The following is a 15,623-nucleotide window of genomic DNA, read 5'->3' on the forward strand; positions in this document are numbered from 1 at the left end:
GCGGTCCGGGGTGTCGGGTCGTGCGGTGGTGGTGCTGCGGGACGTCAGCTCACGGATTCGTACGGCAGGACTCGCTCCGGGTGCTTGCTGAGGAGTTGCTTCAGCGAGAAGCGACCGGACACCGGGTTGTACGCGCGGGACGGAATCCAGAACACCAGGTGCAGAAGGCGCATCGAGCGGACCGCGGCCTTGGACTTCTCGGCTTCCTCGTGCATACCGCGGGCCTCGTACGTGGCGGGCATGTACTCGACGAACTTCTTGTAACTCGACACGCTGGAAAGCATTCGACGACCGGACGCGCTGATGTTCATGCCGTCGATGAGCACGGACTTCTGCCCGGCATCGGTGATGCAGAGCGTGATGTCGAGGTCGTCGAAGATGCCGGGGATCTCGAGCAGATGTGGCCTGATCTCGTCCCAGGTGCTGCGGCGCACGGCCATGTTGGCGCCGAACAGCGTCGGCACTTCGAGAGGACCGTCGCCGTCGTGGCGAAAGCCGACGTCGAGGAAGAGCTTGTGCACACGCTGGAGGGGCATGTCGTACTGGTCGAACCGACCCGTACCTGCGCCGACGTCCTCGGCTGCCGTGGCGAAGAACTCGCGAACCGTCCGCGCCCACCCCGGCTTCGCCCGTGCGTCGGCATCGAGCCGCCCGATGACGTCGCCGACGGCCGCGTCGAAGCCGGCGTTCCGTGCCATGACCACACCGGGCCTGGGCTCGTTGACCACACGAAGGACGGGCAATTCGGATTCGAGTCGCTCGAGGATCTCGGCCGTGCGGTCGGTGCTGTTGTTGTTCACCGCGATGATCTCGTGAAATTCGTCCAGCTGGTCTCGGAGCGAGTCGATCAAATACTCGATGGTGTCTTCCTCGTTGAATGCGGGAATGACGAGCGACAGCGTGGGCAAATCCATGAGTACAACGGTACGGCACCATCCAGCCGCCGTACGAATGCGATGTCGAGGGGAACAGGCGCCGAGTCGGGCGATTCCCCCTGAAACAGGGTGTCAGTCGTGCGGCGCGCGGAACAATCGCATCGGATCGAAGGACTCGGTCCGTGTATCCCACATGCGGAACGGTGCCCACATGACGAGATAGAACGGAATCGTGACGGTGAGCATTGTCACCACCGCACGTCGTCGTTCTGCCTTCCGGTCGTGCATCGCGAACGTTCGCTGATCGCACCAACTGTACCGAAGGTAGGACACCAGCCCCGATTTGAAGCGGCGACCCGAAATGAGCGCTCGCGCGTCCGGAATGATCGCGCATCTGATGCCGTTCTCGGTCGCGCAGATGGTGAGGTCGACGTCCTCGAAGATGTCCGTCCTGGTGGACGTCACCGAGCGAACCCGACACCAGGCCTCGCGCGTCAGGGCCATGTTGGAACCGAACAACCTGGGCGCATCGACGTCCATGCCGTCGGCCAGCTTCTGTCTCACCGTCCGGCCGAGAGCATCCTGCGCGGCCCGAAATTTGTCCTGAAACGGCAGGTCGTAGGCCGTGCACGTTCCCGAGCCGGCTGCGTAGACGTCGCCGTACCGGTGGAAGAAGTCCAGAGTCGCACGCGCCCACCCCGGCTCGACGCGGGCGTCCGCGTCGATTCGTGCGAGGACATCGCCGGTCGCGGCGTTCAGGCCGGTGTCGCGGGCGAAAGGCAGCCCTTGCCGGGTTTCGTGGAGCACGACGACGGGGTCCCGTCCCGTCGCGTCGGCGTGTTCGGCAGCGCGCGCCTCGACCTTCTCGACCGTGTCGTCCTGCGAGTTGTTGTCGACGACGACGATCTCGTGGATGTCGTCCGACTGCGCCAGGAGCGCATCGAGGCAGGCCTCGATCACGGCCGACTCGTTGTAGGTCGGCACCACCACCGACAGGGTCGGGCGCGTCATGTCGTCCATTAACGCCGATGGGCGGGACGAAGTCCACTCGCCCGGATACAACTCGGCCGCATTCTCGGCGGTGATCCGAGAACCGGGCGTAAAGCGATATCGCTCACGCAGTGAAGCGGACGCGCGATTCGTCGGAGATGCGCCGAATCTCGGCGGCGACGAGCTCGGGTTCCGTCAGCTGAATGTAATGATGACGTGAACTCGACGACACGTGCCGTCCTTCTGTGACCGACTCGGCCGTCGTCTTGTGCGACTGAAAAATGAAGTCGCGCTCGAACTGCTCCGGTGTGCGACTCCTCCGTGCGCTGATCTCGGTGAGGCGAACGTCGGGAATGTGCGGGCCGGTGGCCTCGAGATCATGTATGCCGGGAATCATGTTTCGCCATTCCGAGCGAGCCGCCTTGGCGGCGCCGACGCGACCCGACTCGGTCATAGCTTCGCGAAGAGCGTCGCCGTCGAGCGTCCGGAAATAGGTCCGGCGGAGGGCCCGTCCGAGCAGCCCCGTGCGCGCCAACCAGACCTGGGTGCCGTACAGCGCACTCGCGCCCGTCATGGCGCGTCGGAGAAGGTCGGCACCCGCACTCTCGTTCACCTCGTCGACCAGCACGACCCCCATGACCTTGTCAGGCCGTTCCGCTGCCGCGCGGCGCACGATGGGTCCGCCGTAACTGTGCCCGACGAGAATGCACGGACCGGTCACCGCGGTATCGAGCACCGCCAGGTGATCGCGGAGCAACGCTCCGAACGTTCGAGGAGCGGTCGCGGGTTCGCTGCGGCCGAGTCCGGCGCGGTCGTAGACCACAGTCCGGGCGAACCGCGCTACGAGAGGTTGGGTGAGGGCCCAGGTCGAACGCGACTTACCGAGTCCGGCTTCGAAAAGCACCGTCATGGGGCCGTCGCCGTCGGTGCAGTAGTGGAGGCGACGCGGATGCCGTTCGTCCGTCACGGGCACATGGTCCGAGTTCCCCAACGCGCTGCGTTCGTTCACTCCCTTAGCTTCGTACACATCTCGGCCCACGTCGCGCCTCACGCCCCGCGCCCCTCTCCTGATCGGAACGGCCGTTACAGACCGATCGGCCTATTCTACCGATGGTCGATGACGCGAAGGTCGGAGGCGATGGGCGAAAAACCCAGGGCACGGCCATGATTCGAGACGATGGTCGGTTCTCGTGGGGAATCGTGCCCTGCACGGCTGGCCGAGTTTGGTTCGAGGGCGCGGCCGGTCGGTGGAAGCGCCCGGAAAAAACCGTCTCGTGCAGAACTCGGCCGATCACTCGCCGGTCGAGCAGGACGCCGGACGATCGGCGACGAAGGAAGGGTCCAGGCCTTCGAGGACCAGCGAAGCTGCGGCCGGCTCCGAGGTCAGCCCCATGTGATCGACCGCTGCGCCGGGACACCCGTCCTGAACCCACTCGTTCGAGACCGTGGCGCCCGGTCCGGGAGCGAGAAACGTGTTCTCGGGCGGAGTGGAGACGGTGTCGTTGTGGCTGGCCACGACCGTGTAGGTGATACCCGGCATCGTGTCGCCGCCCGCGTTCAGGACCTCGAGGAACGGCGAGCCGACCATCTGCTGGACGGCCGACGGGCCGACCGCCACGGCAGCCGCATCCTGCACGGGGAATCCGACCAGTTCGGCGAGCTTGCCGAGCAGCTGCTTCTCGTCGTAGGTCGTTCCGTGGTTCGTCGCGCCGAGCGTCACGAGCTTGTCCACCTTGTTGCGGGCGGGATCGAGCAGATCGGCGCCGCCCTCGAACTTCAGGTACTGACGGGCCATCGTGCCGCCCTGCGAGTGGCCCACGATGTCGACCTTCGCGGCACCTGTGCGCTCGCGGACGGCGTCGACGAACGTCGCCAACTGCTTCGCGGAGTCGCGGATGTCGGCGCCGCCCCACAGGCGCAGCAGGTTGTCGGGCTCGAGCAGCGCCGGCTGGCCGTAGTTCAGGGCGAACACGCAATACCCCTGCGCCTGGAGCTCGGGAGCGAGCGTGGACCACGTGGCGCGCGCGTTGGACCAGGTGCCGTGCACGAGCACCACCGGATTAGGGTGCTGGGGACTGGGCACGCACGACGGGTCGTCGGCACCGGGCAGGTCGGTTGCGGCGCCGGGCAGCGGGACGTCGGACGGGCCGGGCACGGTCACAGCGGGGTCGGCCTGAGCCACACCGCCACCGAGAGCGACCGCCGAGGCGACCGTGACGGCTGCGAACAGTGAGCGGGCGCGACACACCATGGTGCAGTACTCCGATTCGGGGTGCGGGCGAGGTAGAACGACGCTTCGATGTTACAGATGTGACGGGAGTGGTATGGGTCACAGCTCATCCGGCGTGACAGGGCCGCCGAACGATGCCGTTCGGTAGCGTTTCCCGAATGCCCGACAGGTTCGTGGATGACGTCAGAGGACTGACGCGAGACGTGCTCGGCTCCGTGATCGGTCGGACCCCCGTCGCCCTGCTCGACCACCCGCACTATTTCAACGCGGGCGACCACCTGATCTACTCGGGAACCCTCGCATATCTCGGCGCGCTGGGCTGCTCCGTCGACTATGTCTGTGCACCCCACACCTACGACGCCGAGTTGCTGGAACGGCGCGTGCCGACGGGTCCGATTCTGCTGCAAGGTGGCGGGAACTTCGGCGATCGCTGGCCGATGCACCAGCGGTTCCGCGAGCGCGTCGTGGCGGACTTCCCTCACCGCCGCATCGTTCAACTTCCCCAGTCGTTCGACTTCACGGACGAGGAGGCGCTACGGGCGACGAGGGCGGTCTACGAGAAGCACCCCGACCTGACGATCCTGATCCGAGACCGGCGGGGTACCGAGCGTGCCGCCGACGCGTTCCCGACGGCCGATGTTCGGTTCTGCCCCGATCTCGCCTTCGGGGCAGACGTCGCGCCGCCGGCGGATTCCGTGACGGACGTCGTCGTCCTCGCTCGCCGCGACGCGGAGGCCGTGGACCGGCCCCCGACGCTGAGGCCGAGCGAGGAACAGGTGGACTGGTCGTTGGGGCTGTCCGCGAACGCTCGATGGTGGACCTCTGCGGCGCTCGAGGCCGCCGCATGGCGGGTTCCCGGACTGCGACGCCCCGCGTACCCGCTGGCGCGCGCCGCCATGGACCTGCGGACCGCGCTCAATCTCGACGCGGCGTGCGCGCGCCTGGGACGTGGGCGCGTGGTGGTCACCGATCGGTTGCATGGTGGTGTCCTGGCCGCCCTGCTGGGGAGGCCGGTGTTCCTGGTGGACAACGTGAACAAGAAGGTCTCGGCCATCCACCGCGACTATCTCGGCTCTTTGCCCGACGTCACGCTGGCGACCGACTTCGCCGACGCGATGGACCGTGCCCGCGCCCACATCGCTTCGAGGGGTCGGCCGTGACCGGTCACTCGACGGGCGTGCGGGGATCGGCGCGCCTGGCCGATCCGACGACGATCACGGTCGACGTCACCACACCGCGGGGCGCCTTCACCGTGACCACGACGGCCGACGTCCCGCTCGCCGCCCCCACGGCGTCCGCGGTGCCCCTGCTGGTCCCGGTCGCGATGCGACACGGCCACACGCTGCGTCTGGACGGAGCCGTCGACGACACGCAGGCCGCCGGGCTCGATCGCGTCCAGACGACGCTGACGTCGTGGTACTCCCACCTGGGCCGGGCCACCGTCGACGCACCCGTCGTCGAGCTTCCCGTGGATCGGGCCGCGGGCGTGGGCTGCTTCTTCAGCGGCGGGGTCGACTCCTTCTACTCGACGCTGACGCGGGACGAACGCATCACCCACCTGATCTTCGTCGTCGGGTTCGATCTGGCGCCCGGGCATCCGCTGGTGGACACGGCGCTGACCGAGGTGCGACGAGCGGCCGAGTCGTTGAACAAGACCCTCGTGGTGGTGCGGACCGACGTCCGCGAGATGTCGGACCGGCACGGCATGTCCTGGGGTCCGCTCTATCACGGGGCTGCCATGGCGCACGTCGCCATCGCGCTGTCCGATCACGTCGGAACGGTGCTGGTGCCGAGCAGCTTCGTTCGCGGACAGACGCCGCCGTGGGGGACGCACCCCGACCTCGATCACCACTGGGCGACAGCGACATCCGTTCTCGAGCACGACGCGATCGAGGTGACGAGGCCGACGAAGATCGCACGCATTGCGCAGGACCCGACGGCGATGGAGCACCTGCGGGTCTGCTGGCAGAACCGAGACGGCGCGTACAACTGCGGCCGGTGCGAGAAGTGCCTCCGCACGATGCTGGCGCTCCGCGCGGTGGGCGGTCGATGCCGAACGTTGCCGCACCACATCGATTCCGACGCCGTGGGTGCGCTCCGGTTGACCAGCGGGCAGGCCCGCGCGATGCGGCGCAACATCGACGCGATGACGGCCGCGGGCACCGGCACGCCCGACCTGCTGGCCGCCATGCAGCGCGCCGTCGACCGCTCCGACCGCTATTGGTCGCGGATGTTCCGCGCACACGCGTGGGTGACGGCCCGGCTGCCGTTCTAGGTCCAGCCGAGCCGACGCGCGCCGACCACCGACCGGGCCAGGCGGCGCATCGAGAAGGAGCCGCGCTCGGGGTCGTACGCCCGAAACGGGATCCACATCACCAGGTAGAACGGCATGGTGACCGTGGCCAGTCGGACCCACGCCTTGCGCTTCTCCGCGGGCAGGCCGTGCCGGTCGTAGGTCGTCATCTCACGTAGCGCATAGCGCACGTAGTGGCGGATCGGGGTGAGGTAGCGGCGGCCCGAGATCGGGGCCGACAGGAACGGCACCAATGCGATGCGGTGACCGTGCTCGGTGAGCGTGAGGCTGAGATCGAGGTCCTCGAATTTCGCCGTCGAGTCCTCGAGATCGGCGCGCACGTCCCGCCACGCAGCCCGACTCAGGGCCATGTTGGATCCGAAGAGGCGCCCGTTGTCGATGTCGCCGCCGGCGTCGAGCAGGGTTTGCGCAGACTCCGACAGGGATCGATGAACGCGCGCGAACCTGTCCTGGAACGGCAGGTCGTAGGCCACGCAGAACCCCGACGCCGCGCTGTAGGTCTCGCCGTGGTCGGTGAAGAAGTCGACGATGCGGGCGGCCCAGTCCGGTTCGACGTGAGTGTCGACGTCGATCCGCCCGATCAGATCCGACGTCACGGCGTCGTACCCACGGGTGCGCGCGTGCACGGTGCCCTTGGTCGGCTCGGACAGGACGTCGACGGGAACGGGGGACCGGTCCGCGAACCGGCGCACACGCGCCACGGTGTCGTCACGAGAGCCGTTGTCCACCACGATGATCCGACTGGGCGGCACGGTCTGCGCCGCGAGGCGGGTGAGGCAGGGTTCGATCGCATCGCCCTCGTCGAAGGCGGGAACGACCACGGACAGGGTGAGCGGGGTACGTGCGCCGGTGTCGGCCATGGAACCTCCTGCACGGTCACGCTACGCCCGCGACGGGCTCCCGTCAGGCCCGTCCGGACCCGTCAGTGAAGCTGCCGACGGTCCTGTGACTCGTCGAGGGCGTTCAGCACCACCCCGACGGCGGCGCGGTCGGTGGTCAGCTCCATGTGCCCGGCCGTCGAGTCCGGTGCCACGTCCTGCAACCAGAGATTGGTGACGACGGCGCCCTCCCCGGGTTCGAGGAACGTGGCCTTGGGAGGGGTCGACACCGTGTCGAACCTGGTGGCCACCACGGTGTATCGCACCCCGGGCACGGTGTCGCCGTGCTCGTTCAGCGCCGCGATGAACGGTGACCCGAACAGCTGCTGGGCGTAGGACGGGCCGACCGTCGCATCGGTCGTTCCCACCACGGGGAAGCCGAGCTTCTCGACGACGGCGCCGACGATCTGCTTGTTCCCGTAGGTGGTGCCGTGATTGGTGGCGCCCAGGGTCACGAGGGAGCGAACCCGGTTCCGCGTCGGGTCGTTGGCGTTCGAACCGCCGTTGAACTTGAGGTACTGGTGCGCGACGGTGCCGCCCTGGGAGTGCCCGACGAGGTCGACGGTCTCCGAGCCGGTGACGGCGACGACGCGCTCGACGAACCCGGCCAACTCGCGTGCCGACTCCGCGATGTCCGCGCCGCCGACCATGTTGAAGACGTTGGTGGTGTCGTAACCCCGACGATGGCCGTAGTCCAGGGCGAACACCGGGTAGCCGCGTTCCACGAGGGCCGGCGCCATGGTGTGCCAGGTGTCGTACGCGCTGCACCAGGTGCCGTGCACCAGGACCACCGGTCGTCGGCGGACGGACCGCCGCCGGAAGTCGTTGACACCCGCGATGTCGTCGACCCTCTTGGGCTGCGCGCGGGCGTGCCGAATGGTGCCGATCATGGCGCCGACCGCCGCGGCCACGACGGCGATCGGGGACTTCCCCGTTCCGTTCCCGGGCGTGGGTGTGGACGTCATCGGCGGTGTCGGCTCCTGGTTCGCGGCGTGAGGCGGGGTGGTCGTCGACCCCCCGGACGACTCCACAGACTACCGCCGTCGTCTGTGAACGTCGTGAGACCTCACGACGGTTCCGGGGTCGGGTGGGTGACGCGCACTACTGTGAGGTGACGGGTCCACAGGACGGGAGGGGACGGCACCGGTGACACCACGCGACCTGACGGGCCTGGTGGATCGGGCGGCTCGCCTGGTCCCCGACGCCCCGGTGTTCCCCGACCGTCCCGACGGACTTCGCTTCTCCGCTCTGGCCGCGACGGCCGCGGGCCTGCGCGCGGCGGTGCCAACCTTCGCTGCGGCGCCCGACGGCGCGATCGTGGCGGCCGCGACCGCCTCGGCTCCGGCCGACGCCGCCCGGTACGGGGCCGAGCTGCCCGGCGTCGTGCGGGCGTCGGCCGTCGTCGAGACCACCGTGCGCCGGGTGCTGCGCCGAGTGGTCGACGTCGACCCGGCTCGACCGGCGATTCGCGACGGGTCGACCGTGGTGACCTACGGCGAGATGTGGGAGCGCGCGACGGTCCTCGCAGACCGCCGGAAGTCGGTCGTCGTCGCCCCGACCGTCGAGAGTGTGGACGCGGTGATCGACGCCGTGGCCGCTGTGCTCGCCGGGGCGTGTCTCGTTCACGGGTCGCCGGCGGGCGAGGGGTTCGCGCCGGGCGTAGTCCTCCCGCCGAGCGTGCTCGCCGTGGTGGACGGAGAAGCGGTCCACCTCTACGACGACGCGGCGGTCCTGGCCGGATGCCGGTCGGTGTGGGACACCGTCGCCGGACCGGTGCTGTGGTGGCACGCGGCCGACGAGCGGTGGGCTCCGGTCGAGTTCTGGGGACCTCTGCTGTCGGGCGTCGGCATCGTGGTGGTGGATCGATCGGTCTCGGTGGCCGAGCAGATCCGGCGCGACGGCATCGCGGCGGTGGCCGCCACGGCCCACCAGCTGCCGGACCTCGACGGGTGCGACGTCTCGGTGGTGACGGATGCGCCGGGGCCGGTCGCGACCGACCGAGTGCGGTCGGTCGACCTGGTGCCCGGGGTACTCGGCGCGCTGGCCGCCGACTCCGCCGCGGTGCTCGACCGCCGGCTGCGCCGCGTCCCGGCGGGCGTGGTCGGCGACCTGTACGCCGTCGGCGACGCCGTGGCGTGCGGTGCGACGACGGCCGCGACGACGGCGTCCGGCCTGGTCGCTGCCGCGGACGGCGGTCGGTCCCTGCACACGGGCGTGCGGGCGACGGTCGACAGGTCCGGCGCCGTGACCGTCACCGGCAGCGAGATCGCGATGCGTCGCGGTGTCCGCGTGGACGTCGCGGACACCGTCGCTCGGCTGCGCGCGGTGGACGGCGTCCTCGACGCGCACGTCGTCGTGCGGAACGATCCCGCGACCGGGACGGTGCTCCTGGCCTATCTACGGTCGTCCGGCGCACGCTCCGACGACGACGTCCGGGCCGCCGTTCGCGACGACCTGCCCGACTACGCCCGCCCCGACGCGACCGTCCTGATCACCGCGCTGCCGCTCGGCCTCGGCGGGCGGGTCGACCCCGGTCGGCTGCCCGCGGTGGAGGTCGGCCCCGCGCGCGATGCCGACACCGCGCTGGACGTGCGGTCGTCGACCGTGGAGTTGGTGCAGACGGTGTTCGCCGACCTGCTCGGCACCACGGTGGTGGGGTACGACAGCAGCTTCTTCGATCTGGGCGGAAGCTCGCTCGTGGCGACCAAGGCGGTCGCCCGGTTGAACGCGGCGGGTCTCGGACGTCTGCGCGTGGCGGACATCTTCGACGCTCCCACACCGCGGACGCTGGCGCACCGCCTGGACTCCGGTCGAAGCCCCGACTCCGACGTGCCCCGGTTGTCCGACATCGCGGACACGCCGCGGCCGGAACGGCTCTCGCTCGCGCCGGCTCAGGTGCGGCTGTGGATTCTCTCTCGGCTCGAGCCGAACTCCTCCGCCTACACCGTGCCGTTGGTGTTGCGCTTGACGGGGGACCTCGACGTCGATGCGCTCGCCGCGGCACTGGCGGATCTCGCTGTCCGGCATGAGAGTCTGCGGTCGAGATTCCCCGAGGACGACGACGGGCCCTACATCGAGTTCCTCGAGGTTCCGCGAACGCAACTCGAGCCGCGTGCGGTGTCCGCCGAGTCGGTCGCGGACGAGGTCGCCCGCGTGGTGGCCGAGCCGTTCGACGTCACCGCCGGACCGCTGTATCGGGCGACGTTGCTGCGTCTCTCGGCCTCGGACCACGTGCTCGTGGTGTGTGTCCATCACCTCGTCGTCGACGGAGAGTCGTTGCCGCCGTTGGTCACCGATCTGGTCACCGCCTACGCCGCGCGGTCGCGCGGCGAGGCTCCGGCGTGGACCGACCGGCCCGTCGCCTACGTGGACTACGCACGCTGGCAGCGGGCCTTGCTGGGCACCCCCGATGCGCCGACGCCGTACGCCACCGGGCAACTGCAGCATTGGGATCGGGCGCTCGACGGTCTGCCGACCGACCTGGCGCTGCCCGTCGATCGGCTGCCGAGCGAGCGAGCCGGGACGCCGACGGCCGCTGAGGTCCGCGGCGCGGTTCCGGCTGCGCTGCACCGCGAGATCGACGCCTGTGCGCGGAGATTCGGTGTCAGCGAGCACATGGTGCTGCTCGCGGCACACGCCGTCGGCATCGGCCGCTGGTCCGGCTCGTCCGACCTGGCCGTCGGCGTCGCCACGGCGGGCCGGACGGATCCGGCGCTCGCCACGGTCGTCGGCATGTTCGTCGGCACCGTCGCCGTGCGGGTGCGGATGCACCCCGAGGACACCTTCGCCGACGTCGTGCGGCGGGTCCGCGACACGACGCTCGCGGCGTACGACGCCGCGGACGTGCCCTTCGACTGGGTCGTCGCCCGAACCGGGCGGGCCGACGCACCGGTCCACCGCGTCGGATTCGCCTATCGCGCCGCCACATCCGAGATCGACGTCGCGCTCCCGGGTCTGCGGGTGTCCGTCCTCGACGGCGCGGTCGGCACCCCGAAGGACGACGTGCTGCTCACCGCCGAGGCCGGCGTCGACGACGCCGGTCGACCGGCCGGTATCGCCCTGTCGATGGTGTACTCGGCCGCCCTCTTCGACGCGCCCACCGTCGCGTCGGCCCTGTCCGTCGTGACCCGGGTCCTCGAGGTCGGGGTGACCGCGCCGGACACCCCGATCGGCGACCTCGACGTGCTCGGGTCCGACGGTCGGCGGCGCCTGATCGCCTCCCTGCGCGGACCCGTCGGGGTCGGTGCGGGTGTCCTGCCCGACCTGCTGTTCGACGCGGCTGCGCGGCACGCGGATCGGCCGGCCGTCACCGACGGCGTCGTCACCCTCTCCTACCGCGAACTCGCGGCGCGAGCGTCGACTCTGGCGCGGTCGCTCGTCGCGCGCGGGGCCGGCCCCGAGACCGTGGTGGCCCTGTCGTTCCCGCGGTCGGTGGAGATGGTGGTGGCGGTGTGGGCCGTCGCAGCCAGCGGTGCGGCCTACCTGCCGCTCGACGCGTCCTATCCGCCGGCCCGGCTCGCCTTCATGGTCTCCGATTCCGGTGTGCGCCTCGGACTCTGCGCCGAGTCCCGGCGAGCCGAGCTGCCGGCGGACGTGGCCTGGACAGCCTTCGACGTCACCCGGTCGGAGTCCGAGCGGGACTCCGACTCGGAGGCGATCGGCCCGGTGACCGACCTGGAGCGCCGGGGGACGATTCGCCCCGACTCCGCCGCCTACGTCATCTACACGTCCGGATCGACGGGTACGCCCAAGGGTGTCGTCGTCACCCACGCCGGGTTGACCGGGCTCGCCGCGGAGACCCGCGGCCGATTCGCCACCGAGGTGGGGTCGCGGCCGGCGCAGACGGCATCGCCGAGCTTCGACCCGTACGTCATGGACATGCTGGTGTTCGCCCTCGGCGGTGCCACCCTCGTCGTCGTCCCACCGGACGTCGTCGGTGGCGACGAGATGGCGGATCTGCTGGCGGCGCAGCGTGTCACACACCTGTCGACCACCCCGGGCGTGCTCGCCACCCTGGATCCCGACCGCCTGCCGTCGCTCGAGATGGCGTCGGTGGGCGGGGAGCCGCTGTCGCCCGGCGTGCGGGATGCCTGGGCGGACCGTATCCGACTGGTGAACGCGTACGGGCCCACGGAAGCGACGGTCGCGAGCCACTTCTCGGAACCGGCGCGACCCGGCGCGGCCGTGACGGTGGGTCGGGCTGTCACGGGTATGGGCGCCCTGGTCCTCGATGCGCGATTGCAGCCCGTGCCGTTGGGGTCGGTCGGGGAGCTCTACCTCCTCGGACACGGTCTCGCCCGGGGCTACCACGGCCGCAGCGCCCTCACCGCCTCGCGCTTCGTTCCGAATCCGTACTCCGACAACGGGTCCCGAATGTATCGAACCGGCGATCTGGTCCGCGCGGTCGTCGCCACCGACGCCGCGGCCCCGGTGCTGCGGTACGTCGGCCGAGTGGACACCCAGGTGAAGATCCGCGGCATCCGGGTGGAGCCGAGCGAGGTCGACGCGGTGCTGACGCAGCGTCACGGGGTCGAGGCCGCCGTGACGGTTCCCCGAGCCGCACCGTCGGGTGACACCGTGCTGGTGACCTACGCGGTCGACCGCAGGCAACGGAGCGCCGACGAATTGCGAGCGCTGCTCGCGGCGGACCTGCCGCCGGCCTCGGTGCCGTCCGCCGTGACGCTGCTGCCACGACTTCCATTGACGCCCAACGGCAAGGTCGACACGGTGGCTCTTCCCGACCCCGAGGTCGGCCCCGGTCTCCAGAACCTCGGCCGACCTCCCAGCACCGACGCCGAGCGCGCGGTGCTCGCCGCGTTCGCTGCCGTCACCGGGGGCACCGAGACGGGCATCGACGACGACTTCTTCCGCACCGGTGGCGACTCGCTGGGCGCCACGCGGGTGGCGTCGCGGCTGGGGCGTGAGTTCGGTCGGCGCGTCCCGGTCCGGGCGGTCTTCGATCGGCCGACCGCCGCCGCGCTGGCGGCGTACCTCACCGCGCCGGAAGCCGACATCGATTCGGAGAGTCGGGATCTTGCCCTCGGCTCGCTGCCGCGGCCCGCGCGACCGCCTCTGTCGTACGCGCAGGCCCGGATGTGGTTCGCCAATCGCTTCGACGTGACCGGACCGGGGTCGGACGGAGCAGCCACCGCGTACAACGTTCCGCTGGTCACGCGGATGACCGGGCCGGTGGACGTCGCGGCTCTCGAGGACGCGGTCCGCGACGTCGTCGCCCGTCACGAAATCCTCCGGACGCGGTATCCCGATTCCGACGAGGGCCCCTACCAGGAGGTGCTGGCGCCGGATGCCGTTCCGGTGCACCTCGATCCGATCGAGGTGACGGGCGACCCGCACGACGAGGTGGTCGAGATCGTCGGCACGCGCTTCGACGTCACCCTCGCACCGCCGATCGCGGTACGACTGTGGCGCCTGGGCGAGAAGGACTTCCTGTTCGCGCTCGTCGTGCATCACGTGGCGCTCGACGGGGAGTCGATGCGGCCGCTGGTGCGAGACCTGTTGACCGCGTACGCCGCCCGAGCGGTGGGAACCACCCCCGATGTCGCGCCGCTACCGGTGCAGTACGCCGACGTCGCCGTGTGGCAGCGGGCTCGGCTGGGTGACGACGCCGACCCCACCAGCGAGGCCGCCGCGCACGTTCGATTCTGGCGGCACCATCTCGCCGGTGCGCCGGATGCCCCGATCCTGCCCGCCGATCGCCCACGCCCCCCGGTCGCGTCGCTCCGTGCGGGGACGGTGCCGGTGGTGTTCTCCGCCGACACCCGGCGCGGCGTCGAGCGCCTCGCCGCCGCGACCGGCGCCACCCCGTTCATGGTCGTCCACGCGGCTCTGGCGGTGTTTCTCGCTCGGTGGTCGCGGGAGACGGACATCGTGATCGGCACTCCGGTCGCCGGCCGCGGCGACATGCTGCTCGACGACGTGGTGGGGATGTTCGTCGGAACGGTGGTGCTGCGCAGTCGCATCGATCTCGGTCGAGCGTTCGACGAGGTGGTCCGGTCCGTCCGCAGCAGCGACCTCGACGCTTTCGGCCACGCGGAGCTGCCGTTCGAGCGCGTCGTGGACGCGGTGGACCCGGTGCGATCCACCGCGCATCACCCGCTGTTCCAGATCATGCTCTCGTACCAGAACCTGGAGCGGCCGTCGGCGACGGTCGAGGGCGTCGAGTTCACGCCGCTCGACGTCGATCCCGGCACGTCGCAGTACGACCTCCATCTCGTCGTCGCGGAATCCAGCGGTGGGGAGGACGATCCGGCCGGGATGACGGCAGCGTTGACCTACGCCACCGACGTGTTCGACGAGGCCACCGCGCACGCCTGGGCGCGGTCCCTTCCCGTGCTGCTCGCGGCGCTGGTCGCGGACCCGGCGCGACCCGTCGGGGACGCACCGTTGATGGCGCCGGCCGAGGAGGCCGCTCTGTTGGCGGTCGGCGCGGAATCCACGACACCGCCGCTCACGCTCACCGACCTGCTCGCGGCGTCGTACCGCACGTACGCCGACCGGGTGGCCGTGGTCGACGGGGACCGCGAGCTCACCTACGGCGAGCTCGGTGCCCTCGTCCGGGCCCGTCGGGACGAGCTGGTCGCCGACGGCGTGGGCCCTGAATCCGTGGTGGCGGTCGACGCCGAGCGCACCGTCGACTTCCTCGTGGAGGTGCAGGCGATCGTCTCCACCGGGGCGGCGTATCTGCCCGTCGACCCGTCGTGGCCCGAGGATCGTCGGCGCCGCGTGCGCGCGGCCGAACGGCGTTGGGGCACCGGCATGTCCGCGACACCGGGTCATCCGGCGTACGTTCTCTTCACCTCGGGCTCCACGGGTGCACCCAAGGGCGTTCTCGTCCCGCAGGGCGCCGTCGCGGCCCAGTTGCTCTGGCTGCATTCGGTCGTCCCGTCGACGCCGGACTCCGCGGTGCTCTGGCGCACCCGCGTCACCTTCGACCTCTCCGTGTGGGAACTGTGGTGGCCGATGATCGGGGGAGCGAGGCTGGTGGTCGGCCCGCCCGACTGCGATCGTGACCCGGCGATCCTGGCCGACACGGTGCGGCGGCACGGCGTCACGACGCTGACCTTCGTGCCCTCGCTGCTCGCGTCGTTCCTCGCGCACGACCGGTCGGGGGTCGGCGACGCGCTGGCCTCGGTGCGCGACATCCTCTGCATCGGTGAGGCGTTGCCGGCCGGTCTCGTCGACGCCGTGCGGGCCGCCACCGGACCCGACGGCCCGACGATGCACAATCTCTACGGTCCCACCGAGGCCACCGTGTCGGTGACCCACCACCGGGTGTCGGCGTGACCGCGTCCGCAGAGGACGCCGGGGACGTGCGA

The 15,623-nt window shown here is 70.4% G+C and carries 9 protein-coding genes; 3 read left to right on the forward strand and 6 right to left on the reverse strand.

Annotated features, from left to right (window positions below; all coding sequences use genetic code 11):
* Nucleotides 1-44: 44 nt before the first annotated feature.
* The 4 genes from A3Q40_RS02170 to A3Q40_RS02185 form a co-directional block, all read right to left on the reverse strand.
* Entirely contained in the window at nucleotides 45-914 is an 870-nt protein-coding gene (locus tag A3Q40_RS02170; protein ID WP_068099598.1) for a glycosyltransferase family 2 protein, read from the reverse strand.
* A 93-nt stretch (nucleotides 915-1,007) separates the two neighbouring features.
* A complete protein-coding gene (locus A3Q40_RS02175) occupies nucleotides 1,008-1,937 on the reverse strand; it encodes a glycosyltransferase (RefSeq protein ID WP_157889469.1) in 930 nt (309 codons plus the stop codon).
* A gap of 52 nt (nucleotides 1,938-1,989) precedes the next feature.
* The gene (locus tag A3Q40_RS02180; RefSeq protein ID WP_235606400.1) at nucleotides 1,990-2,832 is read right to left on the reverse strand and encodes an alpha/beta fold hydrolase; all 843 of its coding nucleotides are present in this window, start codon (nucleotides 2,830-2,832) and stop codon (nucleotides 1,990-1,992) included.
* A gap of 324 nt (nucleotides 2,833-3,156) precedes the next feature.
* Complete coding sequence (locus tag A3Q40_RS02185) at nucleotides 3,157-4,116, reverse strand: esterase/lipase family protein (RefSeq protein ID WP_068099600.1); 960 nt, start codon at nucleotides 4,114-4,116, stop codon at nucleotides 3,157-3,159.
* A gap of 137 nt (nucleotides 4,117-4,253) precedes the next feature.
* On the opposite strand from A3Q40_RS02185, the gene A3Q40_RS02190 reads away from it, so the two are divergent.
* Both A3Q40_RS02190 and A3Q40_RS02195 read left to right on the forward strand, forming a co-directional pair.
* Nucleotides 4,254-5,255 carry a polysaccharide pyruvyl transferase family protein gene (locus tag A3Q40_RS02190; protein ID WP_068099601.1) on the forward strand — a complete coding sequence of 334 codons (1,002 nt, stop codon included), beginning with the start codon at nucleotides 4,254-4,256 and terminating at the stop codon, nucleotides 5,253-5,255.
* The gene (locus A3Q40_RS02195) at nucleotides 5,252-6,370 is read left to right on the forward strand and encodes a hypothetical protein (protein ID WP_068099602.1); all 1,119 of its coding nucleotides are present in this window, start codon (nucleotides 5,252-5,254) and stop codon (nucleotides 6,368-6,370) included. The genes A3Q40_RS02190 and A3Q40_RS02195 overlap by 4 nt, the downstream gene beginning before the upstream one ends.
* Here the strand turns inward: A3Q40_RS02195 and A3Q40_RS02200 are convergent.
* Nucleotides 6,367-7,269, reverse strand: coding sequence for a glycosyltransferase (locus tag A3Q40_RS02200; RefSeq protein WP_068099603.1), 903 nt, complete (start codon nucleotides 7,267-7,269; stop codon nucleotides 6,367-6,369). The two genes, A3Q40_RS02195 and A3Q40_RS02200, sit on opposite strands and share 4 nt — an antisense overlap.
* Before the next feature lie 62 nt (nucleotides 7,270-7,331).
* Nucleotides 7,332-8,177 carry an esterase/lipase family protein gene (locus tag A3Q40_RS02205; RefSeq protein ID WP_157889470.1) on the reverse strand — a complete coding sequence of 282 codons (846 nt, stop codon included), beginning with the start codon at nucleotides 8,175-8,177 and terminating at the stop codon, nucleotides 7,332-7,334.
* Nucleotides 8,178-8,433: 256 nt separating this feature from the next.
* Between A3Q40_RS02205 and A3Q40_RS02210 the strand changes: the two genes are divergently transcribed.
* Nucleotides 8,434-15,591, forward strand: a complete 7,158-nt coding sequence (locus A3Q40_RS02210; RefSeq protein ID WP_068099605.1) for a non-ribosomal peptide synthetase — start codon at nucleotides 8,434-8,436, stop codon at nucleotides 15,589-15,591.
* Nucleotides 15,592-15,623 lie beyond the last annotated feature (32 nt).

The organism is Rhodococcus sp. PBTS 1, assembly GCF_001620025.1.
In the GTDB taxonomy this organism is placed as follows: Bacteria; Actinomycetota; Actinomycetes; order Mycobacteriales; family Mycobacteriaceae; genus Rhodococcoides; species Rhodococcoides kroppenstedtii.

Bases quoted from the DNA above. Each gene is read 5' to 3' on its own strand.
- A3Q40_RS02170 (WP_068099598.1), bottom strand. From the start codon at position 914: ATGGATTTGCCCACGCTGTCGCTCGTCATTCCCGCATTCAACGAGGAA.
- A3Q40_RS02185 (WP_068099600.1), bottom strand. From the start codon at position 4,116: ATGGTGTGTCGCGCCCGCTCACTGTTCGCAGCCGTCACGGTCGCCTCG.
- A3Q40_RS02190 (WP_068099601.1), top strand. From the start codon at position 4,254: ATGCCCGACAGGTTCGTGGATGACGTCAGAGGACTGACGCGAGACGTG.
- A3Q40_RS02200 (WP_068099603.1), bottom strand. From the start codon at position 7,269: ATGGCCGACACCGGCGCACGTACCCCGCTCACCCTGTCCGTGGTCGTT.
- A3Q40_RS02205 (WP_157889470.1), bottom strand. From the start codon at position 8,177: ATGATCGGCACCATTCGGCACGCCCGCGCGCAGCCCAAGAGGGTCGAC.